At 74.9% G+C, this 23,296-nt stretch carries 14 protein-coding genes; all 14 read right to left on the reverse strand.

The genetic code is table 11. The features are described from left to right. Positions 1-35 precede the first annotated feature (35 nt). Positions 36-776 carry a 4'-phosphopantetheinyl transferase family protein gene (locus ACIBEA_RS39530; protein WP_399268417.1) on the reverse strand — a complete coding sequence of 247 codons (741 nt, stop codon included), beginning with the start codon at positions 774-776 and terminating at the stop codon, positions 36-38. Positions 777-785: 9 nt separating this feature from the next. After that, positions 786-2,069, reverse strand: a complete 1,284-nt coding sequence (locus ACIBEA_RS39535; protein ID WP_399268419.1) for an MFS transporter — start codon at positions 2,067-2,069, stop codon at positions 786-788. Then, positions 2,069-2,443 (reverse strand): hypothetical protein, encoded by a 375-nt coding sequence (locus ACIBEA_RS39540; protein ID WP_399268421.1) that lies wholly within the window; start codon positions 2,441-2,443, stop codon positions 2,069-2,071. Before ACIBEA_RS39540 ends, ACIBEA_RS39535 begins: the two co-directional genes overlap by 1 nt. Continuing rightward, positions 2,440-3,726, reverse strand: a complete 1,287-nt coding sequence (locus ACIBEA_RS39545) for a glutamate synthase-related protein (protein WP_399268423.1) — start codon at positions 3,724-3,726, stop codon at positions 2,440-2,442. Before ACIBEA_RS39545 ends, ACIBEA_RS39540 begins: the two co-directional genes overlap by 4 nt. Then, entirely contained in the window at positions 3,723-4,751 is a 1,029-nt protein-coding gene (locus ACIBEA_RS39550) for an asparagine synthetase A (RefSeq protein WP_399268425.1), read from the reverse strand. The genes ACIBEA_RS39545 and ACIBEA_RS39550 overlap by 4 nt, the downstream gene beginning before the upstream one ends. A gap of 56 nt (positions 4,752-4,807) precedes the next feature. After that, positions 4,808-6,082, reverse strand: a complete 1,275-nt coding sequence (locus tag ACIBEA_RS39555; RefSeq protein ID WP_399268427.1) for a methylaspartate mutase — start codon at positions 6,080-6,082, stop codon at positions 4,808-4,810. Next, on the reverse strand, positions 6,079-6,501 hold the full coding sequence (locus ACIBEA_RS39560; protein ID WP_399268429.1) for a cobalamin B12-binding domain-containing protein: 423 nt from the start codon (positions 6,499-6,501) through the stop codon (positions 6,079-6,081). Before ACIBEA_RS39560 ends, ACIBEA_RS39555 begins: the two co-directional genes overlap by 4 nt. 189 nt (positions 6,502-6,690) lie before the next feature. Further along, positions 6,691-6,897, reverse strand: a complete 207-nt coding sequence (locus ACIBEA_RS39565; protein WP_399268431.1) for an MbtH family protein — start codon at positions 6,895-6,897, stop codon at positions 6,691-6,693. Further along, a complete protein-coding gene (locus ACIBEA_RS39570; protein WP_399268433.1) occupies positions 6,894-13,235 on the reverse strand; it encodes an amino acid adenylation domain-containing protein in 6,342 nt (2,113 codons plus the stop codon). The genes ACIBEA_RS39565 and ACIBEA_RS39570 overlap by 4 nt, the downstream gene beginning before the upstream one ends. 186 nt (positions 13,236-13,421) lie before the next feature. Further along, positions 13,422-18,803, reverse strand: coding sequence for a condensation domain-containing protein (locus ACIBEA_RS39575; RefSeq protein ID WP_399268435.1), 5,382 nt, complete (start codon positions 18,801-18,803; stop codon positions 13,422-13,424). A gap of 4 nt (positions 18,804-18,807) precedes the next feature. After that, positions 18,808-20,694: an amino acid adenylation domain-containing protein gene (locus ACIBEA_RS39580; RefSeq protein WP_399268437.1), complete on the reverse strand. Its 1,887-nt coding sequence runs from the start codon at positions 20,692-20,694 to the stop codon at positions 18,808-18,810. A 5-nt stretch (positions 20,695-20,699) separates the two neighbouring features. Then, positions 20,700-21,737, reverse strand: a complete 1,038-nt coding sequence (locus ACIBEA_RS39585) for a TauD/TfdA family dioxygenase (protein ID WP_399268439.1) — start codon at positions 21,735-21,737, stop codon at positions 20,700-20,702. Positions 21,738-21,821: 84 nt separating this feature from the next. Further along, entirely contained in the window at positions 21,822-22,649 is an 828-nt protein-coding gene (locus ACIBEA_RS39590; protein ID WP_399268441.1) for a thioesterase II family protein, read from the reverse strand. Then, positions 22,646-23,296: phosphopantetheine-binding protein (locus ACIBEA_RS39595; protein WP_399268443.1), on the reverse strand; the 651-nt coding region annotated here is incomplete at its 5' end. The genes ACIBEA_RS39595 and ACIBEA_RS39590, both read right to left, overlap by 4 nt.

The raw sequence follows: 23,296 nt of genomic DNA on the forward strand, positions 1-23,296 counted from the left end.
GGCCGGGGCGCAGGTAATATTTCACATGTCACAGGTCACGGATAGGGGTTGCGTAGCGCCACCGCCGCGCAGTGCCCCTCCGGCACCAGGACGTCCGTCAGCGCCCAGTCCGCGAGCAGGGCCGGAACGGGCCCCGAGCCCACGTAGTCGGCCGCCGGATCCTCCGAGAGGCCCACCCCCAGCCCCTTGAGGTACGCCTCCTTGCGCGTCCAGACCCGGGTGAAGGCCAGGGGCCGCTCCGCGGCGGGCAGCACCGCCAGCTCGGCCGCCTCCCGCGGGTGCAGCACGTCCGCCGTCTCGGCGATCGTGCGCGCCGAAGGCACCTCCTCCACGTCCACCCCGACCGGGACGGTCGCGAAGGCCAGCAGGCTCAGCCCGTGGCAGTGCGAGAGCGAGAAGTGCAGTGCCCCGCCGGGCAGTACGGGCCGACCGTGCGGCTCCTGGCAGTGCGCGCAGGGTGCCCGGTCCACCGTCACCGCCCGCGGGGCGATGCCGAGGTAGGCGCCCAGCAGGCGGCGCAGCGCCACGTGGGCGCAGACGTACGCGTCACGGTCCGCCGCCCGGACGAACTCGGCGGCCCGGGCCAGCTCCTGGGCGTCCAGCGTGCCGGGCGCGTGCCGGGCGGCGTGCGCCCGGTAGCCGGTGGTGTCCACCAACCACAGGTCGGGGCCCGCGGGCAGCAGCGCGGCCCGTGCCGGGCCGGGGTCCGACAGCCGCGACGGGACCAACAGGTCGGCGGTGGGGGGAGGCGCCGTGCGCGTCGTGAGGATCGTCATCGTCGCCCCTCACACGGACGCGGGGACGGGGGCGGCCGCGGGGAGGGCGGCGCTCTCGGCCGGCTCCCCGGTCTTCGCCGGGGTCCGCAGCGCCATCACCGCGGCGACCGGCGAGACGAAGGCGATCGTCCCGCACACCAACCAGGTGGTCTGCACCCCGAGGAACAGCGACAGGCTGCTGAAGACGGCGATCGAGAGGGGCGCGGTACCGATGCCCGCCAGCGACAGCGTGGACATCGCCGCGCCCATCCGGTCCTCCGGCGCGGACTGCTGGTAAAGGGTCACGATCGCGGGGCCGTTGAGCCCGGAGAGCAGGCCGACCGCGGCGGCCACGACGGTGAGCGAGAGCACCGAGGGCATCAGCGCCATCACCAGGATCCCGGCCGCCAGACCCACCCCGGTCACGACGAGGCGTACGAACATCGAGATGCGGTGGGCCAGTACGGCGCCCGCGGCGCTGGAGCCCAGCGCGCCCACGCTGAAGGCGGCCAGCACCACGCCCACCGCGCCCACGCCCCAGCCGCGCTGGTGCACCAGCAGCGGCAGGGCCACCTCGGCGGGCCAGCTGAAGGCCATGTCCAGGCAGAGCGAGGCGATGAACATCCAGCGCAGTCGCGGGTGCCGGGCCAGCAGGCGGAATCCGTCACCGGAACGCCTCATCAGCGAGACGCCGGGCTCGCGGGCGGGACGGGTGAACCCGTGCGTGACGTGCAGCAGGCAGCCGAGCCAGATCGCCCCGGTGACCGCCCCGACCACCATCGCGACCCACAGCTCGCCGACCGTGATCAGCCAGGCGCCGGCCGGCGCGCCCAGGATGGGTGCGACGCGCAGGACCATGGCGTAGAGGGAGTTGGCGCGGGCCAGCTGGTCCCCACGGGCGAACATCGGCAGCAGCACCCCGGAGGCGGGACCGGCCAGACCGAGCAGGACGCCCTCGATCAGCGCCATCGTCACCAGCGGCCACAGCTGCTGCGCGGTGGCGGTGACCACGGCCCCGGTGGCGAGCAGGACGACCCGGGCGCTGGTGGTGCGCAGCAGGACGAAGCGCGGGCCGAGGGTGTCGGCGACCGCCCCGCCGAAGATCAGCATGAGGGCCCGGGGCACGGTGGCCGCGAGCATCAGGAGGGTCACCGCCCGGGTGCCGCCGAGCTGCACGGCGGTCCAGTTCATCGCGATCAGCAGGGCGAAGCTGCCCAGTTGGACGGCGGCCTGGCCGCCGACCAAGGAGCCGACCCGGCCCCACTGCACGGGGGCGGCGGAGGGGGCGGGTGTGGGTGTGGTGTTCGTATCCATCAGGCACCGCTTCTGTGAGGGGTGGAGGGGAAGGGCGAGGAGGAGGCGCCGGCCGGGGTGCTCCGGGCGCCGCGCAGGGCGAGCGCCACGGCCCGGCGGGCGGCGTGCGCGAGGGCTCCGGGTCGGGGTGCGCGGTCGTACGCATGGACCTCCAGGCGGCCGCCGAGATGGCCGAGGCCCGCTTCGGCGAGGGCCCGGGCGGCGGCGCTCCCGGCCACCCGGACGAGCCGCGGCGGCCCGGCCACGGCCACCCCGGGCAGCTCGCCCGGCCGGAACACGGCGCGCACCCGGCCCGCCCGCCGCCCGGGCCCGCCGCGCCGACGTTCGCGCGCGCGGTCCCCGGGGCGGGACGCGGAGCCGCGCGGGGCGCTCATGACCGGGACCCGGCGGGGGCGTCCGCGGGGAGCCGCGGTTCCCGCGGGTCCCACAGGTCCTCGGGGGACAGGTCGGCCGTGTGGTACTTGCCCAGCGCGCTGGTCAGCAGCCGGACCTCCAGGGCCAGCGCGGCCACCAGCCGGACCAGCCCCTCCTCGGGGTCCTCGTCCACCGCGAGCAGCGCCGCCCGGCCCAGCCCCACGGCGCTCGCGCCCAGGGCCAGCGCCCGCACCGTGCGGCCGCCCTCCCAGATCCGGCCCGTGGCCAGCAGCGCCCCGCGCGGCCTGCCGATCCGGCGCAGGCACTCGGCGAGCGGCAGGCCGACCTGGTCGAGGAAGACCCGCGGCGCCCAGCCGGTGCCGCCCTCGGCGCCGTCCACGGTCACCGCGTCGGCGCCCGCCGCCCAGGCGGTGGCGGCCGCGGCCGCGATGTCCCGCCCGGGATGGAACTTCACCCAGGTCCGGGCCAGCGGGAAGTTGTTCCGCATGAAGCGCAGCTGCTGGCGGACGATCTCCTCCGTGAAGGTGCCCGGACTCGCGCACCGCAGGTGCCGGCCCGCGCCCAGCAGCTCCCGCACGGTGAACTTCCCGGCGAGCCGCTCCGCCTGCGCGGCGTCGACCACGGTCATCCCGCCGAGCCCCGGCTTCGCGCCCTGCCCGACCTTCAACTCGAAGCCCAGTCGGCCCGAATCGCGCAGCGGCCGGGTGCCCGGATCGCTGTAGAGCAGGTTCCACACCTCGGAGTCGGCGTCCTCGGTGGACTGCTGCACCACCACCCCGCCGACCCCGTCGGCGAGGTTGTCGGCGTACGCGGCCACCCGCGCCAGCAGCGCCGAGCGCATCCCGTCGCCGCCGCGCCGGTAGCCGTGCACCGGCACCATGTTCTCGCCGATCACCATCGGGATGCCGAGCCGGGCCGCCTGCGCGCCCGCGGCCACGCCGAGGTCCCCGCTGCCCACCCGGGTGGAGCCGAACGCCGAGAGGTACAGCGGGAGTTCGGCGGCGAACCCGCCGACCTTGGTGCGCAGGTCCACGTCCTCGAAGGAGGGCTCCCGGCCCAGGTCGATCAGCTTCTCCAGCCGCCGCGGCATGAACACGGGCGGCGTCGGCCGCAGCGCGTCCAGCGCGTCCGCCGGGTAGGGCCCGTCGGTCGGATCCGCTTCCCGGGCCCCGTACAGCTGCGTCCCGTAGGTGTCCGCGGGCGGGAACACCTCGGCCGTCCCCGCGCGGGCCCGGGCGCGCACCGCGCGCTCCGGGAAGCCCGCCGCCGTCAGCGCGCTCACGGGGCGATCACCCCCGGCAGCTTCGGGTAGGCGCTGACCTGCCACAGGGCGTCGAGCCCGGTCAGGAAGCGGACCAGGCGCTGGAGCCCCATGCCGAAGCCGGCGCTCGACTGGATGCCCTCGCGGGCCAGTTCGAGGTACCAGGCGTACTTCGCCGGGTTCTCGCCGCTCTCCCGCATCCGGGTCACGATCGTCGCGTAGTGCGATTCGCGCTCGCTGCCGCTGACCAGCTCCCCGTAGCCGCCGGGGGCGATCAGGTCGAAGTTGCGCAGCAGGCCCGGGTGGTCGGGGTCCTCGCGGTCGTAGAAGCCGCGCGAGCCCTTCGGGTAGTCGTTGATGAAGAACGGCCGCTCGGCCTCCAGGGAGAGCACCTTCTCGCCCGCCCAGTCGATCTCGGCGTCCGGGCTCTGCGGGTGGCCCCGGCCGATCAGCCGCGCCACCGCCTCCTCGTGCGTGCAGGCGTCGTACTTGCCCGACCGCAGCTCGGCGAAGTCCATCTCCTCGCGCCCGAGTTCGCGCAGTACGTCGGGGACGGCCGTCCACACGTGCTCGGCCACCCGGGTCAGCAGCCCGGCCGCGATCTCCTGCGCGTCGTGGCGCGAGCCGCCGGCGATCTCCACGTCGATCTGGTGGAACTCGACCAGGTGGCGGCCGGTGGTCGCGGTCTCCGGCGGCTCCACCCGGACGTTCGGGGCGATGTAGAAGAGCTTCGGGAAACCGCGCAGCGAGGCCTGCTTGTAGAGGATCGCGCTGGTCATCAGCTTGTACGGCTCGCCGTAGTAGTCGACGTCCAGCGCCTTCGCGCCGCGCCCGCCCGGATCGGTGACCGGGCCCACCAGCGGCGGCAGCAGCTCCACGAATCCCTCGCCGCGCAAGAACTCCCGCGCCGCGTACAGGACTTCCTGCTGGACGAGCATCGCCGCCCGCAACTGCGGCGAGCGCAGGTGCTCCCCGAGCGGGGGCGGGGTGTGCGGTGCGGCGGTGGACATCGCGGTGGTGGGCGGGGTGGCGCCGTAGGGCTCCATGTCGACTCCTGTGAGTGTGCGGGTGCGTCGGTCGGTCGATGGCTGGGCGGGGGCGTTCACGCGGGGACCGGTACGGCGTCGAAGCGGCGCGCCACGTCGTGGACGGCGGCCAGCAGGCCGTCCGCGGTCATCGGGGTGGCGCCGCTCGGCGGGCGGTAGGCCCTCACCGGCATCGCGCCGACCTCGGACCAGCGCAGCCGCCCGCCCGGGTCGATCACGCTGCGGGAGCGGCCCGCGTTGTCCGGGTGCAGGCAGAAGGGGACGTCCAGCAGGCCGCGGGAGAAGGCCAGTTTGAGGCTGCGGCCGAGGTCGTCGCCCAGCTCCAGTACGGCCTCCACGAAGGCGAGCGCCTCCCGGTAGACCTCGCTGTCGCCCGCGGCGTCGATGTCGCCCGGCTCCGCGGGCCCCTCGGCCAGGGCCGCGGTCGCCGCCGCCGTCTCCAGCGCCCGTACGTTCTCCGACACGGTCGGGATCCGGTACGCCTCGGCGGCGGTCTTGACGATGAGACGGTGCGCCCCGGCCCGCACCGCGAGCTGCGCCGAGGCCTCCAGCAGTCGGGTCGCCCCGTCCTCGGTGCCGGGGAAGACCCCCATGTAGGTGTAGAGCACCACGTGGTGGTCCACCCCGGCCGGCAGGAACTCCCCGGCCAGGCGGCGCAGCGCCCGTACCGCTTCGGCGTCCTGCACCGGATCGGTCTGCTGCGCGTAGCTGAGGGAGATGCTGCGCAGGCCGTGCCGGGTGAAGAACAGGCCCTCCAGCAGGCTGATCGCGACCAGCAGCCCCGGCGGGCAGAGCTGGCCGAGCATGCAGCCGCCGAAGCTCTCCAGGTGCGGCACCCGCGGGGCGGGGACCAGGGCGGCCAACAGCTCGCAGCAGCGCGCCCAGTTGTCGACGGACTCCGCGAGCGGGGTGCGGCCGTAGGGCAGGCAGTACGAGACCGGCCCGCCCTCGGTGGCGTCCAGCCCGGCCGCGGTCAGCGCGCGGATGATCGACTCGGGCCGCGAGGAGCCGTGCCGCACCTGGACGGGGAAGCCCGGGTCCAGCACGCCGTCCAGCAGCGACCGGGTCAGGGCGGCCGGGTGGGTCGCGATGGGGTAGCCGTTGAGCGGGGTGCCCTCGGCGAGCGCGGCCCGGGCGGCGTCCTGATCGCCGACCCGGGTGTAGCTGTCGATGGTCAGGGTGCCGACGGTGGTGGCGACGGCGGACTTCGTGCGCTCCAGGCCGTCCCGCATCCGGGCGGGGTCGCTGAACCCCATCCGGGGCTGGACGACCAGCGCTCCGGCGGCCGCCGCGTCGGCGACGAAGGAGCCGAAGGAGGGGGCGCCGTTCACGCGAAGACCCGGATGCCGGTGAGCGAACCGAGGTACTCCCGCAGGGCCGCCACGTCGCCGTCGTCGAAGACGGCGTCGCACCCCGCGTCGAACAGCCGACCGCGCTGCACGGGGTCGGCGGTCCCCGCGACCCCGAGCTTGCCGCCGATGACGACGGGGAAGGCGTGGTCCGCGCGGCGCAGGGTGCGCACCGCGCTCAGCCCGTCCCGGTATCCGTGCCCGTTCACACTGCTGATCACCACGAGGTCCGGCTCCCGGTCGGCGCAGGTGTCGGCGAGCAACCGGTCCGGTACGCAGGGGCCGAGGTTGTGCACCCGGTGCCCCTCCTCCTCCAGCAGCAACTGGAGATAGACCAGATTCCATGTATGGGAATCCGATGCCGTACCCGTCAGCAGGATGTTCAAAGTCCGTCGTCGCATACGGTGAATATAGAAAGCGGATCAAGGCCCGAGGGGAAGTTCCGGCGGCAGTATTGCGGTATTACCCGGCCTGTCCGGCCGCTCGTCCCGCGGCTGATATCACGGCTGATATCGCGGCGCAAAAAGCCGCCGGGCCGCGCCCCGGGGTGCGGGGCACGGCCTGGCGGCGGGTGCAATGGGTACGGGTGGTCAGGCGTACTGGGCGACCAGGCTCTTCGGCCGGATGTCCGTCCAGTTCAGCTCCACGTAGGCGAGCGCGTCAGCCCGCGAACCGTCCGCCCAGACCACGTCCCAACCTGCGGGAACGGTGGCAAAGGTGGGCCACAGGGCGTGCTGGCCCTCGGCGTTCACCACCACGTGGAAGCTGCCCTCGGCGTTGTCGAAAGGATTGGTCATGACAGACTCCTCAATTTCTCGGAAAGGATACGGCCGATCAGGGCCAGCGGTTCGGGTTCGCCCATTCTGGTGTGCGGAACTCCGATGACATGGTTCTCCACACTGCCCTCGACATAGGGAATCCAGTGCTGTGCGAGAGTGTTTTCCGTCTTCCCGTCCTCAAGTGCCCCGAGGAACAACATGTCGGTGGCGACCGGGCGCGGAGAATACAGGTTCATGATTTCTGCGTGGTCGATGGAGGCACCGATCACGGACCGGATCTCCCCGTCGGAGAAGGCACCCAGGACCGGGTCCTGCAAGCGGACCAGACCGATCAGGGCGTCCACGTCGAAGGGGGCGTCCTCGGGGACGTCCGCGTCGTCGCCGACCAGCATGTCCCGCTTCTGCGCCGGGGTCATCCGGCGCCGCTCGGGCTCGGTCGGCATCAGGTGGACGTCCATCATGGCCAGCAGCTCGGTGCGTTCGTCCAGCTCGGCCAGGCGGACGGCGAGCGCGTGGGCGATCGTGCCGCCGAAGGACCAGCCCAGGAAGCGGTACGGGCCGTGCGGCTGGACCTCGCGGATCCGGGGCAGGTAGTCGGCGACCATCTCCTCGACGCTCCGCGGACTGTGCCCCAGCTCGCTCAGCGCCCGGGCCTGGATCGCGTACAGCGGCTGGTCGGGGCCCAGGTGCTGGGTGAGACCGGCGTACGACCAGCCCACGCCCGTACCGGGGTGGAGGCAGAACAGCGGGCGGCGGGTGCCGCCGGTGTGCAGCGGCAGCAGGACCCCCATCGGGTCGAAGCCGCTCGGCTCGTCACCGAGCAGCCCGGCCACGGTCGGCGTGCGGAACAGGTCCCGCACGCCCAGCTCCAACCCCAGGACGGTCCGCATCCGGCTGACCAGGCGCACCGCGAGCAGGGAATGCCCGCCCAGGGTGAAGAAGTTGTCGTCGATCCCGACCCCCTCCACCTCCAGCACCTCGGTGAACAGGCCGCACAGGACCTCCTCGCGCGGGGTGCGCGGCGGGCGGCCGGTGGGCCGCGCCGCGCGCGGCGGCGCGGGCAGCGCCCGGCGGTCCGGCTTGCCGTTGACGGTCAGCGGGATCGCGTCGAGCAGGACGACCGCGGAGGGGACCATGTGCTCGGGCAGTTCCCCGGCGGCCCAGCGGAGCAACGCGGGCTCCGTCAGGGTGTGTTCGGCGCGCGGCACCGCGTAGGCGACGAGGCGCTTGCCGCCGGGGCCGTCGTCGAGGACCACCACCGCGACCTGACCGACGCCCGGGTGCCGGGCCAGGGTCTCCTCGATCTCGCCCGGCTCGATCCGGAAGCCGCGCAGCTTGATCTGGCCGTCGGCCCGCCCGATGAAGCGCAGTTCCCCTTCCGGGGTCCACTGCACGAGGTCGCCGGTCCGGTACATCCGCCCGCCGTCCGCGCCGAACGGGTCGGCGACGAAGCGCTCCGCGGTCAGAGCGGCCCGGCCGATGTATCCGCGGGCCACCTGGCTGCCCGCGATGTACATCTCCCCGGGGATGCCGATCGGGACCGGCCGCATCCGCTCGTCCAGGACGTGGACGCGGGTGTTGTCGAGGGGCGCGCCCAGGAACACCCCGGGCAGCGTGCGCCGGTCCGTTCCGATCCGCTGGTGGTGGGAGGCGAAGGTGGTCTCGGTGGGGCCGTAGGAGTGGACCAGGACCGTCTCGGGGCAGTGGTCCAGGACCCGTTGGAGGGCGCTGGGCGAGGCGACGTCGCCGCCGGTCCACACCTCGTCGAGGAGCTTGAGCGTGTCCAGGCCCTCGTCCGCCATGATGTGGAAGAGCCCCATCGTGAAGTAGGCGGCGGTGACCCCGTAGGTGCGGATGGTGTGGTCGAGTTCGGCGACGTCGGTGCCGTCGCCGGGGGCGATCACGAGCTGCGCACCGCCCAGCAGCGGGACCCACAGCTCGTAGGTCGAGGCGTCGAAGCCGATCGCCGAGTGCACCAGCATCCGCCGGTGGTTGGCCAGGTCCCAGCAGCGGTCCGTGACCAGCTCGACCACGTTGCGGTGGGTGACCCCGACGCCCTTGGGGCGGCCGGTGGAGCCGGAGGTGAACATCACGTACATCAGGGCGTCCTCGCCGACCGCGGTCCCCGGGTCGGTGGCGTCCTGGTCCACGGCCAGCTCGTCCACGGCGAGCACCGTGACACCGGCGGCGGCCTCCTGGCTCACCGGAGCCGATCCGGTGTGCGCCGCTTGCGTCAGCAGCACCCCCGCCGCCACGTCCTCCATGATCATCCGCACCCGGGTGTCGGGCAGTCGCGGGTCCAACGGAACATAGGCGGCGCCGCACTTGAGGATGGCGAGGGCGGACACCAGCAGCAACGGCGTGCGGTCCATCAGCACGCCGACCGCGCCGTCCCGGGCGACCCCCGCCGCGATCAGGTCGCGGGCCAGGGAGTTGGCCCGCGCGTCCAGCTCGGCGTAGGTCAGGCTCTCGTCCTCGAAGGACACGGCGATCCGGTCCGGGGTGCGCCGGGCCTGCGCCGCGAACACCTCGTGCACCACGCCGCACGCCGCGCGCGGCGTCGCGGTGTCGTTGTACCGCGTGACCAGCCGGTGCTCCTCCTCGGCGGACAGCAGCGGCAGGTCCGCCAGCCGCAGCCGCGGGTCCCGGGCCACCGCCCGCAGGATCCGTGCCAGGTGCCCGGCGAGCATCCCCGCCGTCCCCGCGTCGTACAGGTCCGTCGCGTACTCCAGTACGCCCACCAGCCCGCCCGGCGTCCCGTCCGCGTCCCGCAGCTCCCGCAGCGCGACCGTCAGGTCGAACTTGGTGAAACCGGAGTCCGAGCCCACCGGGGAGCCGGCCAGCGCCGACCCGGCCGGGATGCCGGACTCCGCCGGGTGCACCTGCACCAGGGCCTGCACCAGCGGGTGGTGCGCCGTGGAACGGACCGGGTTGAGCCGCTCCACCACCAGGTCGAACGGCAGCTCCTGGTGGGCGAAGGCGGCGAGGTCGGTCTCCCGGACCCGCTCCAGCAGCTCCGTGAACCGCGGGTCGCCCGAGGTGTCGCAGCGCAGCGTGAGGGTGTTCACGAAGAACCCGACGAGGTCGTCGAGCGACTCGTCGTCACGCCCGGCCACCACCGTGCCCAGCGGCAGGTCGGTCCCGGCGCCGTGCCGGGTCAGCGCCGCCGCGAAGGCCGCCTGGACCACCATGAACAGCGTCGCCCCGTGGTCCCGGGCCAGCCCCTCCAGCCGGGCGTGCGTGTCCGCGTCCAGCCGGAGCGCGGTCGCGGCGCCCCGGTGCGAGGCCTCGGCCGGACGGGTCCGGGCCGCGGAGAGCTCCAGTACCGGGGGCGCGTCCGCCAGCCGCTCCTTCCAGAACGCCACGTGCGCCTCGGCCGCCGGCCCCGCCAGCCGCTCGCGCTCCCACAACGTGTAGTCGGCGTACTGCACCGGCAGCGGCTCCCAGCGGGGCGCGGCGCCGGCGGCGCGGGCCCCGTACGCGGCGGCGAGGTCGGTGAGCAGCGGTCCGCCGGACCAGCCGTCGGCCGCGATGTGGTGCACCAGCAGCACCAGCACCTGAGCCGGTCCGGTCGCCCCGTCGGCCGGTACGTCGATCAGCGAGGCCCGGAAGGGGATCTCCGCCGCCAGGTCGAAGACGTGCCCGGCGGCGGCGTCGATCGCCGCCTCCAGCTCCCCGGCCGACGCCGTCACCCGCTCCAGCACCGGCCGACCGGGCTCCGTCACCCGCTGGTACGGCTGCCCGTCCACCGCCGGGTACACGGTGCGCAGCACCTCGTGGCGCCCGGCCACGTCCGCCAGGGCCTCCACCAGCACCGCGGGGTCCAGCGGGCGTTCCAGACGCAGCGCGAAGGGCAGGTTGTAGGACCGGCTCGGGCCCTCCAACTGGTCCACGAACCACAGCCGGCGCTGCGCGTAGGACAGCGGCATCCGCTCCGGCCGCTCCCGGACCCCGGTGCGGGCCAGGGCGGTGCCGGGGGCGGGCGCGGCCGCGCGGGTCAGCCGGCGGGCCAGCCCGGCGGGCGTCGGCGCGAGGAACAGGTCGCGGATGCGCACCTCCACCCCGAGGACCGCCCGGATCCGGTTGACCAGCCGCACGCCCGTCATCGAATGCCCGCCGACCACGAAGAAGTTGTCCTTCGGGGCCACCCGCTCGCGCCCGATGACCTCCGCGAACAGCGCGCACAGGGTCGTCACCAGCTCCTCGGGAACGGGCTCCCCGGCCGCCGGCGCGTCCTCCCGCGCCGCCGGTTCCGCGGCCGCCGCGAGGCGCTCCCGGCGCCGGGCCAGGCCCGCGCCCTCCGCCTCGGTGAGCAGCGCGAGCCCGGCCGCGGGGGACGCCGGATCGGCGGCCGCCCGGGCGAGCGTGCGCACGTACAGGTCGAGCAGCGACTGCGCGGTGGAGGCGTCGAAGAGGTCCGTGGCGTACTGCCACCACACCTCCAGACCGGCCGGAGCGCCCTCGGCGTCGCGCAGCTCCACGCAGGAGGCGCTCAGGTCGAACTTGGCCGCCTCCAGGCCCGGTTCGGCGAAATGACCGGTCAGCCCGCCGCCCAGCGGGACGCCCGCGTCCGCGGCGCCCTGCGCCTGCGCGGTCAACATCACCTGGAAGAAGGGGTTCGCGGCGAGCGAGCGCACCGGGTTCAGGTGCTCCACCAGCAGGTCGAAGGGCAACTCCTGGTGGGCGTAGGCGGCGAGGTCCGCGTCCCGCGTCCGCTCGACCAACTCGGCGAAGGTCACCTCCCCCGCCGTGTCCGTGCGCAGCACCAGGGTGTTCACGAAGAAGCCGACCAGATCGTCGAGGGCCTCGTCGCCGCGCCCCGCGACCGGGGTGCCGATCGCGACGTCCGGTCCGGCGCCCGCGGCCGACAGGGCCAGTGCGAGGGCGCTCTGCAGGACCATGAGCATGCTCGCGCCGTGCTCCGCGCCCAGCTCGGCCAGGCGCCGGTGCGCATCGGCGTCCAGCCGGGCCACCAGGGTGGCGCCCTCGCCCGAGGGCTCGGCGGGCCGCGGCCGGTCGGTCGCCAGCTCCAGTACGGTCGGCATGCCCTCCAGGGCGCCGCGCCAGTGCTCCAGCAGCCGCTCCGGGTCCTCCAGCAGTTCGCGCTGCCACAGGGTGTAGTCGGCGTACTGGACCGGCAGCGGCTCCCAGTCGGGGGCCGCCCCGGCCAGCCGGGCCCCGTAGGCCGCGGCGAGGTCGTGCAGCAGCGGGGTCACGGACCAGCCGTCGGTGGCGATGTGGTGGGTCAGCAGGGCGAGCACACTGGTGTCGTCGCCCGGCAGGAACAGCGCCGCCCGCAAGGGGAGTTGGCCGGCGAGATCGAAGGTGCCCGCGGTGAAGCGGGCCACCAGCTCCGCGAGCTGCGCCGGCGTGCAGGCCCGCTCCGCGAGCGGCAGCGGCGGGGCCTCCAGCACGTGCTGGTAGGGCTCGGAGTCCACGGCCGGGTACACGGTCCGCAGCACCTCGTGCCGCTCGACGACGTCCGCGAGGGCCGCCGCCAACGCCGCCCGGTCCGGTACCCCGTTCAGACGGAGCACCAGCGGCAGGTTGTAGGTGGCCGAGGGGCCCTCCAGGCCGCCCAGGAACCACAGCCGGCGCTGCGCGTACGACAGCGGCACCCGGTCCTCGGCGTCGAGGACCACCCCGTCGAAGACGGCCTCCTCGGCATGGGCCGGGGTCGGCGCCTGCTCGGTGGCCCGGTGGGCGTCCAGCAGTCGCACCCGGGCAGGGTCCACCGCCCGGTGCCATCGCGCCACGGCCTCGGGCTCGGCGGGGGCGCCGTCGATGACCACCGTGCGCAGCGCGGGCGGGAGTTCGCCCTCACCGGCGGCCAGCGCGCGGGCCAGCTCCCGCCAGTGGGCGGTGGGCAGGTCCAGTACGGTCGCCCCGTGTGCGGCGGCGCCCGCCAGCAGGCCCGGGACGTCCGGCGTCTCCTCGTCGCGCAGGACGAGCGTGGCGCCCGCGGCCAGGACCGGGAGGATCCCTTCGACGCCGTGCGGCGCCGGGCCGGACCGCAGGACGCGGTCCTCGGGTCCGATCGGCCCGTACTCCCGCTGCCGGACTGCCGGTTCGCCGCCGGTGCGCAGCGCGGCCAGCAGGGCGACGACCGCGTCGACGCCGAGCGGCCGGCCGCACCCGTCGGCGGCGTCGGATCCGGTCGGCTCCTCGGCGTGGAGCGCTACGGCCAGGGCGAGCTGCCCGTAGCTGACCCGCCGGTCGCCGTGCACCAGGGCCGTGCGCTCGGGACGCGCGGCGACGACGGCGTCGAAGCCGTCCAGCGCGCCGGGTCGGGGGGCCGGGGTGATCGCCGGGCCGCCGTCCGGGACGGCGGCGGCGGTAGGGGCGGTCGAGGGCATCGCGGAAGCCTCCAGGCGAGGGGGAAGGTGAGGAGAGGAGACCGCGAGAAGGATCCTCTCGACTCCGTGCCCCCACGCTAGGTACGCGCCGGCCCTCCGGACGGCAGTCCCCCCGGCAGCTCCGGGCCCACCGGCCTGCCGCCGCAACTGCCGTATCCCCGCCTTCCGTACGCCCCGACTTCGGCCCTACGCCCGCCGGGTGCGGGCGCCCCCCTGGGTGCGCCGGCGCAGCGGCGGCGGGACCGGCACCGGGATCAGCGGCGGCGGCGTGGCGGCGGCCCGCGCCAGCAGGGCGGCCAGAGCGGCCGGGGTCGGGTGCCGGAACACCTCCCGCAGGGTGAGCTCCAGGCCCAGCTCGGCCCGTACCCGGTTCACCAGCCGGACCGCGAGCAGCGAATGCCCGCCCAACTTGAAGAAGTTGTCGTCCGGACCGGCCGCCCGCCCGTCCAGCACCTCGCCGAAGAGCGTCAGCAGGGTGGCGAGCAGCGGGTCGGGGGTCCCGGGGCCGGGTGGCGAGGGGGGCCGCCGCGCGTTCGCCCGGGGGACGCGGACCGTCGCCGGGACCGCGTACTCCGGCAGTCGCCGCGCCGCCCACTCCTGGAGCTCGGCCTCCGAGGCGGCGCCCGTCACCTCGGCGACCACCCGTCCGTCCGCCACCCGCACCTCGGCCCGCAGCACCCCCGGGTGCGCGGCGAGCACCTCGGTGACCCGGGCCAGGTCGATCCGGTAGCCGCCGGCCCACGGCCGTTCGCCGCGCAGGTCCGCCGGCGCGGCCAACTGCCCCACGCGCAGCGCCGGATCCGCCGCGAACGCGTCCAGCGCGGCCACCAGCAGCTCCGCGAGCCGCCGCGCGCCGGCCTCCTCGTACAGGTCGGTGGCGTACTCCAGCACGCCCGTCAGGCCCTGCGGCCCGCCCGCCCCCGTCACCGGCTCCTGGGTGAGCGCGAAGGTGAGGTCCGCCTTGGCGGTCCGGGTCCCGAAGGCCGGCTCCGCGCCGGACAGGGGGCCACGGGCCGCCGCGTCCCGCGCCGCGGGGTCCGTGGTGTGCAACTGCATCATCACCTGCACCAGCGGGTGGTGGGCGGCGGACCGGTGCGGGTTGAGGTGCTCGACCAGCCGGTCGAAGGGCACGTCCTGGTGGTCGTAGGCCGCCAGGTCCCCCTCCCGCACCCGCCCCACCAGCTCCGTGAACGTCGGATCCCCGGCCGTGTCCGTCCGCAGCACCAGCGTGTTCACGAAGAAGCCGACCAGCGGGTGCAGCGCGTCGTCGCCGCGCCCCGCCACCGTGGTGCCGAGCGCCAGGTCCGTGCCCGCCCCGCAGCGGTCGAGTACGGCGGCCAGCGCGGCCTGGACCACCATGAAGAGGGTGGCCCCCTGTTCGTGGGCGAGCCGGGTCAGGCGCCGGTGGGTGTCCGCGCCCACCGCGAAGCCGGTCACCGCGCCCCGGCCCGAGGGTTCGGCGGGCCGGGGCCGGTCGGTCGGCAGGTCGATCAGCGGCGCCAGCCCCGCCAACGCCTGTTGCCAGTAAGTCAGTTCGTGTTCGGCGTCGCCCAGCAGTTCGCGCTGCCACAGGGTGTAGTCGGCGTACTGGACCGGCAGCGGCTGCCATGCGGGGGCGGCCTGGGCCAGCCGGGCCCCGTAGGCCTCGGCGAGGTCGGCGAGCAGGCAGTCGGTGGACCAGCCGTCCGCCGCGATGTGGTGCAGCAGGACCACCAGGGTCTGCTGACCGGTCGGCTCCTCGGGCAGGAACAGCCAGGCCCGTAGCGGCAGGTCGCGCGTCAGGTCGAAGACGTGCCCGGCCGCCTCGTCGACCGCGGCGGACACGTCCGCCGGGCGGCCCAGCTCCAGCTGGGGCCTGGCTCCGGACAGCACCCGCTGGTACGGCTCCCCGCCCTCGGCTCCGTAGACGGTCCGCAGGACCTCGTGCCGCTCGGCCACGTCGGCCAGGGCCCCGGCCAGTGCCGCCGGATCCAGCTCCCGGTCCAGGCGCCGCACCAGCGCGATGTTGTAGGTCGCGGAGGGTCCTTCGAGCTGGTCGACGAACCACAGCCGGCGCTGCGCGTAGGACAGCGGGATGCGGTCGGGGCGTTGGTGGGGTGGTACGGGGGTGAGGGTGGGTCGGGGTGTGGTGTGGGCGCCGGTCTGGGTCTGGGTCTGGGTGTGGGTGTGGGTGAGGCGTTGGTGGAGGGTGGTGGGGGTGGGGGCGAGGAAGAGGTCGCGGATGCCGAGTTCGAGTCCGAGGGTGGCGCGGATGCGGTTGACGAGTTTGCTGGCGAGGAGGGAGTGGCCGCCGCTGCGGAAGAAGTTGTCGTCGCCGTCGTGGTGGGTGCGGCCGAGGGTTTCGGCGAAGAGTCCGCAGAGGATCTCCTCGCGGGGCGAGAGGGTGCGGGGAGCGGAGCTCCGGGCCCGCTCGGCCTCGGCCTCCGCGGCGGCCCGGGCGGCCCGTGCCGTGAGGGCCGCGAGGTGGGAGCGGCGCGCGTCGAGCGTGGCGCCCTCCTCGGTGGTGAGCAGGTCGAGTCGGCCCAGGCGCGCGGTCGGATCGGCGGCGAAGGCGGTGAGGGTGCGGGCGAAGACGTCGAGCAGGAGGCGCGCGGTGGAAGCGTCGAAGAGGTCCTCGGCGTACTGCACCATCAGGTCCAGGCCCGCCGGATCGCCCTCGGCCGTGCGCGTCTGCGCGCAGTGGAAGGACAGATCGAACTTGGCGGCCCCCAGGTCGGTGCTGGTGGCCCGGCCGGTCACCGGACCGAGGGCGACGCGGTCGTTCTCGGCGTCCGCCACGGTCAGCATCACCTGGAAGAACGGGTGCCGTCCCAGCACCCGTTCGGGGGCGAGGTGCTCGACGAGCAGGTCGAAGGGCAGGTCCTCGCGGTCGTAGGCGGCGAGGTCCGCGTCCCGCACCCGCTCGACCAGCTCGCCGACCACGGGATCGTCGGACAGGTCGGTGCGCAGGGCGAGGGAGTTGACGAAGAAGCCCACCAGGTCGTGCAGGGCCTGGTCCGGGCGGCCCGCCACCGGGGTGCCGATGGCCAGGTCGGTGCCCGCGCCCGTCGCGGCCAGCGCGGCGGCGAGCGCCGAGCGGGCCACCATGAAGAGGCTGGCCCGGCTGCCGCGGGCCAGCGCCGCCAGCGCGCGGTGCGCATCGGCGTCGAGCCGGGCCACGAGCAGGGCCCCCTTGCCGGAGGGCTCGGCGGGGCGCAACCGGTCGGCGGGCAGGTCGGCCGCGGCCGGCAGCCCGTCGAGGGCCGTGCGCCACTCGGCCAGCTGCCGGTGGGCCGGCGCGGTCGGGTCGGCGGGGTCCCCGAGCAGCTCGCGTTGCCAGAGCGCGTAGTCGGCGTACTGGACCGGCAGCGGCTGCCATCCGGGGGCGCCCCCGGCCGACCGGGCCCCGTACGCCTCGGCCAGATCGCGCAGCAGCGGGGTCAGGGACCAGCCGTCGGTGGCGATGTGGTGGACCAGCAGGACCAGCACCGAGGTCCCGTCGCCCGGCAGGAACATCCGTGCCCGCAGGGGCGGTTGGGTAGCCAGGTCGAAGGTCTCCCGACCGGCGGCGGTGACCAGCTCGTCGAGGTTCCCGGGCGTGCAGGAAGTCAGGTCGATCCGCGGGCCGGGGCCGTCGGGCAGGTACGCGTACGGCTCGCCGCCCTCGGCCGCGTAGCGGGTCCGCAGGATCTCGTGCCGCTCCACCACGTCGCCCAGCGCCGCCTGGAGCGCCCCCGCGTCGGGCACGCCGTCCAGACGCAGCACCAGCGGCGCGTTGTACGTCGCCGACGGGCCCTCGACCTGCCCGACCAGCCACAGGGCCCGCTGGGCCGCCGACAGCGGGATGCGGTCGGGGCGTTGGTGGGGTGGTACGGGGGTGAGGGTGGGGCGGGGGGTGGTGCCGGTGTGGGTGTGGGTGAGGCGTTGGTGGAGGGTGGTGGGGGTGGGGGCGAGGAAGAGGTCGCGGATGCCGAGTTCGAGTCCGAGGGTGGCGCGGATGCGGTTGACGAGTTTGCTGGCGAGGAGGGAGTGGCCGCCGTTGCGGAAGAAGTTGTCGTCGCCGTCGTGGTGGGTGCGGCCGAGGGTTTCGGCGAAGAGTCCGCAGAGGATCTCCTCGCGGGGTGAGAGGGCGTGCGCGCCGCGGGGGCCGGGGGCGGCCGCCCGTTCGGCTTCGGCGCGGGCGGCCAGCGCGGCGAGGTGGGAGCGGCGCGCGTCGAGCGTGGCGCCCTCCTCGGTGGTGAGCAGGTCGAGTCGGCCCAGGCGCGCGGTCGGATCGGCGGCGAAGGCGGTGAGGGTGCGGGCGAAGACGTCGAGCAGGAGGCGCGCGGTGGACGCGTCGAACAGGTCCTCGGCGTACTGGACGGCGAGGTCGATCCCGTCGGGCCGCCCGTCCGCGGTGTGCCGCTGGGCGCAGTACCAGGTCAGGTCGAACTTGGCGGCGGCCAGGTCCACCTCCGCGAGCCGCCCGCCGATCGCGCCGGGGCCGCTGCCGAGGGACACCGGCTCCGCGGCGTCGCCCGCGTCCACGGTCAGCATCACCTGGAAGAAGGGGTGCAGCCCGAGGGAGCGCTGCGGGGCGAGGTGCTCCACGAGCAGGTCGAAGGGCAGTTCCTCGTGCTCGTAGGCGGCGAGGTCCGCGTCCCGTACCCGCTCGACCAGCTCGCCGACCGCCGGGTCTCCCGAGAGGTCGGTGCGCAGCGCCAGGGAGTTGACGAAGAAGCCGACGAGGTCGTAGAGGTCCTCCTCGGGACGGCCCGCGACGGGCGCCCCGATCACCACGTCCTGTCCGGCCCCCGCCGCCCCGAGGGCGGTGGCCAGCGCGGCACGGGCCACCATGGTCATCGTGGCCTGCCGGCCGCGACCGAGCGCCAGCAGTCCGCCGTGGGCCGCGGCGTCGAGCCGCGCGGTCAGCGTGGCCCCCCGGCCCGAGGGCTCGACGGGGCGCGGCCGGTCGGCGGGCAGCGCGATGACGGCCGGGGCGCCCGTCAGGGCCGCCTGCCAGTGGTCCAACTGCTCGCGGGCCAGACTGTCGGGGTCGGCGGGGTCCCCGAGCAGTTCGCGCTGCCAGAGCGCGTAGTCGGCGTACTGGACCGGCAGCGGCTGCCACGCGGGGGCGGTCCCGGTCAGCCGGGCCGCGTAGGCGGAGCCCAGATCGCGCAGCAGCGGGCGCACGGACCAGCCGTCGGTGGCCACGTGGTGGATCAGCAGGACCAGCACCGAGGTCCCGTCGCCGGGCACGAACAGCCGTGCCCGCAGCGGTGGTTCGACCGTGATGTCGATCGTCTGCCGGGTGAACCCGGCGACGGTCCGGTCCACTTCACCGGGCGCGCAGTCCTGCACCACGAGCCCGGGCAGCTCCGCGGTCGTCAGCACCCGCTGGTGGGGTTCCGCGTCGGCGCCCGCCGGCAGCACGGTGCGCAGCACCTCGTGCCGGCCGGTCACATCGGCCAACGCGGCGCCGAGCGCGGCGGTGTCGGGCACCGCGTCGAGGTGGAGCACCACCGGCGCGTTGTAGGTGGCCGACGGGCCGTGCAGCCGCCCCAGGAACCACAGTCTGCGCTGGGCGAACGACAACGGGATCACGGTCATGTCCTCACTGGTCCTGGCTTGCGGCGGTGGCGTCGACGAGCGTGTCGATGAAGGCGGCGAGGTCGCGCAGCCGGGGGTTGGCGTAGACCGCCTTGACCGGCAGCGAGACGCCGAGTTCGGCGCGGACCCGGGACACCAGCTTGATCGCGAGCAGCGAATGACCGCCCAGCTTGAAGAAGTTGTCGTCGGGCCCGATGTGCGGGGCACCGAGCACGACCGCCCAGACCCGGGCGATCAACTGCTGCGAGCTGGTCAGCTCGGCGGCCTCCCCGGCGCTCGCCGCGGCCGGCTGCGCCGCGGGCGCCACCGGCGCGGGCAGCGCGGCGCGGTCCAACTTGCCGTTGGTCGTGGTGGGGAAGCGCTCCAGGGCCACGAAGGCGGAGGGGACCATGTAGCCGGGCAGTTCCGCGCCCAGCCGCTCGCGCAGCCCGGCCTCCGTCACCGTGCCCGCCCCGGCCTGCGCGGAGCCCCCGGCGGCGGTCCGGTAGTACGCGACCAGGCCCGGCGCTCCGTGGACGTCGTCCAGCAGCACCACGGCCGCCTCCGCGATCCCCGGGTACGCGGCCACCGCGGCCTCGATCTCGGGCAGTTCGATGCGGTGCCCGCGCAGCTTGACCTGCCCGTCGGCCCGGCCCAGGTAGCCCAGGCGGCCGTCCGGTAGCAGCCGCACGAGGTCGCCCGTACGGTACATCCGGCCACCGCCCGCGGGGGCCCGCCCCGCGTCGGCCACGAACCGCTCCGCCGTCAGCCCGGGACGGCGGCGGTAGCCGCGGCCCACGCGCGGCCCCGCCAGGTAGAGCTCGCCGCTGCCGCCGACCTCGACCGGCCTCAGCTCCTCGTCCAGGACCCGCATCAGCAGGCCCGGCAGGACGGAGCCGATGTGGGGCTCGTCCGCCCCGTCGATCCAGCCCGCCGTGGAGTCCACGGTGCACTCGGTGGGCCCGTACAGGTTCACCGCGCGCAGCACCCCGGCGCGGGTGCGCTCCCCGATGCGCTGCCACAGGGCCGGGCTGATCGCCTCGCCGCCGATCAGCAGGGTCAGCGGGCGCGGCCCGCCGTCCGCGGTCAGCAGGTCCAGCAGCGGATCGGCGTGCGAGGGGGTGATGTCCAGGTCGGTCAGGGCCTGTTCGTCGACCAGCGCGGCCAGCAGCGCCGGGTCCGCGCGGGTCTCGTCGTCGATCATGACGAGGGTGTCGCCGCGGCAGATCCGCACCCACTGCTGCACGGAGGCGTCGAAGGACGGCGAGGCGTTCCAGCCGACTCGCCCGCCGTCGGTGACGGCGATCCCCGCGCCCTCCAGCTCGGCGAGCAGCGCGGCGGCGGCGGCGCGGCCGATCTCGACGCCCTTGGGGCGGCCGGTGGAACCGGAGGTGTAGATGACGTAGGCCAGCGTGTCGGCGCCCACGGCCACCGGGGCGTACGGGCGCCCCTCGCCCGGCGCGGTCAGCTCGGCCACCGGCAGGTGCGGCACGCCCGCGGCGAGCGGCGCCGCGCCGGCGCCGGAGGTGACCACCAGGTCGGCGCCCGCGTCCTCGACGAGGTAGCGCTGCCGTTCGGCGGGCAGTTTCGGGTCCACGGGCAGGTACGCGGCCCCCGCGGTCAGCGTGCCGATCAGTGCTGCCACCAGGTCCGCGCCGCGCGGCAGGCACAGCGCCACCACGCTCTCGGGACCGATCCCGCGGGCGGCGAGCCGGTCGGCGATCCGCTGGGCCTCGGCGCGCAGCGCGTCGAAGTCCAGCTCGCGGTCACCGGCGACCACGGCGGTCCGGGCCCCGGGCACCAGCGCGAGCCGCGCCAGCAGATCGGCGGGGGCCGGGTCCTGGGCAAGGGAGAGGAGCAGCGGGAGGGCGGCGTCGAGGGTGCGGGGACGCTCGGGGAGTACGGCGGTCATGGTGGTCACTTCCCGAAGACGGTGGTGGACGGCTGGGTGGCGGGGGAGCAGTCGTCGAGCGCGACGGGCTCGCCCATGGCGACGAGGATCTTGCGGTCGCCCTTGAAGGCCTCGCGGCCGTGTGCGCAGAGGATGTTGTCGACGATCATCAGATCGCCCTGCTGCCAGGTCTCCCGTACGGTCACCCGCTCGTAGACCTCGTTGATCGCGTCGACCTCGGCGTCCGTGAGCCGGGTGCCGTCGCCGAGGTAGGTGTTGAAGGGCAGGCCGTCCTCGCCGTACGTCTCCACGAGCACCTCGCGGATGTCCTCGTCCAGGGTCCGCACGTTCCAGAAGGCGAAGTGGTTGAACCAGGTGCGCTCGCCGGTCACCGGGTGGGTGACGATCGCCGAACGACGCTGGCGGGTGATCATCGAGTCGTCGTCCTCGACCCACTCGTACCCGACGACGTTCTCGTCGCAGTACGCCTCGGCCACGGCCTTGTCCTCGGTCGCGAAGGTCTTGTACCAGGGCAGCCCGGCCAGCTCGGAGTAGTTGCGCACGAGCAGCCAGCCCGCCCGCTCGAAGCGCTCCACCAGCTCCGGCGGCAGCAGCCGCAGCGCCTCGCGCATGTCACCGACGGTGGTCGCGCCGCCCTCCTCGGGGGCGGTCACGCAGCCGAAGAGGAGCACGCCGGGGAAGTCGAGGGTGTAGCTGTTCTCGTTGTGCAGCCGGATGGGCTGGAGGGCGGGCAGGTCGGTGGAGGAGAAGACGCCCTCGCCGAAGTCGGTGCGCGGAGTGGCCTTCTCCTTGTAGCCGGCACGCTGCTGGATGAGCGCGTCCCGGGCCCGGGCGAAGGAGGCCGCGTCCTCGACGGGCAGCCCGCGCAGCAGCACGGCGCCGCTGCGGTGCAACTCGGCCTGGATGGCGGCGCGGTGGGTGTCCACCCAGGCGACGGCCGCGTCGAGGTCCAGGCCCTGCGGCGTGTGGACGACGACGGGCTTGCCGGGCTCGCGGACCGGATCGATCCCGGTGTGCGCGGGGGCGGTGGCGAAGGTGGTCATGGAAGGTCCTTAAGGGAAAGGGGAGTTCGGGGCGGAAGGGGGCGGGCGGGTCGCGGGGGCGCGGGGGCCGGCCCGCGGAGCCGGCTACGCGGACGTGGCGGTCGCGTGGACGCCGAGCGCCCCGGAGAGCAGGTCGAAGAAGACGGGCAGCTGCTGCTGGAAGTAGAAGTGGCCGCCGGGCAGGATCCGGGTGGCGAAGTCGTGGTCGGTGACCTCCGCCCAGCGCTCCAGGGCCTCGGCCGGTACCACCGGGTCGGCGTCCCCGCCGACCACCAGGACCGGGCAGTCCACCCGGGCCGCCTCGTCGGCGCAGCGGTAGACGTCGTCGATGGCGAAGTCCGCGCGGATGGACGGCAGGATGATCTCGCGCAGCTCCGGCTCGTCGAGGATCCCGTCGTCCGTGCCCCCGCGCTCCTTGATGGCCGCGACCAACTGGTCGTCGTCGAGCCGCTCGGGGTACACCGCGCTCGGGTTGGGCAGGAACGGCGCCCGGCACGCGGAGGCGACGAGGTGGCGCGGCGTGTGCCCGGCCGCCTGCAGGAGCCGTACGACCTCGAAGGCGACCAGCGAGCCCATGCTGTGCCCGAGCACCACCAGGTCCTCGGTGACCCCGGCGGGCAGCGCGGCCACGACCGGGCCGGCCAGGTCCGCGATGTCGCGGGGGAGTTCCTCGGCGAACCGGGCGCCGCGTCCGGGGTACTGGCCGATCAGCAGCCGGACGTCGGCGGGCAGGTGCTCGCGCCATTCGGCGTAGGCGTGGGCGTTGCCGCCGGCGTGCGGCAGGACGAGCAGCGAGAGGCGCTGCGGACCCTCGCCCGGCAGGTCCCACACGACATCGTCGGGGGCCGGGGCCGGGAAGTCGGCGTCCTCGCCGAGGTCGTGGCCGAGGTCGAAGGAGGCGGTGCTGGTCATGAGGAACTCCGTTCGTGGTCGGTGCCGGTGCGGCGGCGCAGGGCGGGGCGGGCCCGACGGGGCGCGGCCGGTGCGCCGTCCGCCTCGGACCGTGCGGTCTCGATGCGGTGGGCGAGGGTGGCGGGGGTGGGGTTCTGGAAGATGTCGCGCAGGGAGAGGGCGACGCCGAGGGTGGTGGCGATGCGGTTGGTCAGGCGGGCGGCGAGCAGGGAGTGGCCGCCGTGGTCGAAGAAGCCGTCGTCGATGGAGAGCGGCGCGGGCGCGCCCAGTGCCTCGGTGAAGTAGCCGCGCACGGTCTCCTCCAGGGGAGTGCGGGGCTCGCGGCCGCCGACCGTGGTGACGGCCTGCGGGGCGGGCAACGCGCGCTTGTCGATCTTCCCGTTGGGGGTGAGCGGCAGCCGGTCCAGCAGCACGACGAAGGCCGGGACCATGTGGTCGGGGAGCAGGGTGCGCAGCCAGATGCGGATGTCCTGCGGGGAGGGCGCGGGGTCCGGGCCGGCGGCGGTGACGTAGGCCGTCAGCTGCGGGGTGCCGTGGTGGTCCGGGTGGGTGGTGAGGGTGGCTTGGGTGATGTGGGGGTGGGTGGTGAGGGTGGTTTCGATTTCGGTGGGTTCGATGCGGAAGCCGCGGATTTTGATTTGGGTGTC

The organism is Streptomyces sp. NPDC051555 (assembly GCF_044454405.1).
Taxonomy (GTDB): Bacteria; Actinomycetota; Actinomycetes; order Streptomycetales; family Streptomycetaceae; genus Streptomyces.

Bases quoted from the DNA above. Each gene is read 5' to 3' on its own strand.
- ACIBEA_RS39530 (WP_399268417.1), bottom strand. From the start codon at position 776: ATGACGATCCTCACGACGCGCACGGCGCCTCCCCCCACCGCCGACCTG.
- ACIBEA_RS39535 (WP_399268419.1), bottom strand. From the start codon at position 2,069: ATGGATACGAACACCACACCCACACCCGCCCCCTCCGCCGCCCCCGTG.
- ACIBEA_RS39540 (WP_399268421.1), bottom strand. From the start codon at position 2,443: ATGAGCGCCCCGCGCGGCTCCGCGTCCCGCCCCGGGGACCGCGCGCGC.
- ACIBEA_RS39550 (WP_399268425.1), bottom strand. From the start codon at position 4,751: ATGGAGCCCTACGGCGCCACCCCGCCCACCACCGCGATGTCCACCGCC.
- ACIBEA_RS39560 (WP_399268429.1), bottom strand. From the start codon at position 6,501: ATGCGACGACGGACTTTGAACATCCTGCTGACGGGTACGGCATCGGAT.
- ACIBEA_RS39565 (WP_399268431.1), bottom strand. From the start codon at position 6,897: ATGACCAATCCTTTCGACAACGCCGAGGGCAGCTTCCACGTGGTGGTG.
- ACIBEA_RS39570 (WP_399268433.1), bottom strand. From the start codon at position 13,235: ATGCCCTCGACCGCCCCTACCGCCGCCGCCGTCCCGGACGGCGGCCCG.
- ACIBEA_RS39575 (WP_399268435.1), bottom strand. From the start codon at position 18,803: ATGACCGTGATCCCGTTGTCGTTCGCCCAGCGCAGACTGTGGTTCCTG.
- ACIBEA_RS39580 (WP_399268437.1), bottom strand. From the start codon at position 20,694: ATGACCGCCGTACTCCCCGAGCGTCCCCGCACCCTCGACGCCGCCCTC.
- ACIBEA_RS39585 (WP_399268439.1), bottom strand. From the start codon at position 21,737: ATGACCACCTTCGCCACCGCCCCCGCGCACACCGGGATCGATCCGGTC.
- ACIBEA_RS39590 (WP_399268441.1), bottom strand. From the start codon at position 22,649: ATGACCAGCACCGCCTCCTTCGACCTCGGCCACGACCTCGGCGAGGAC.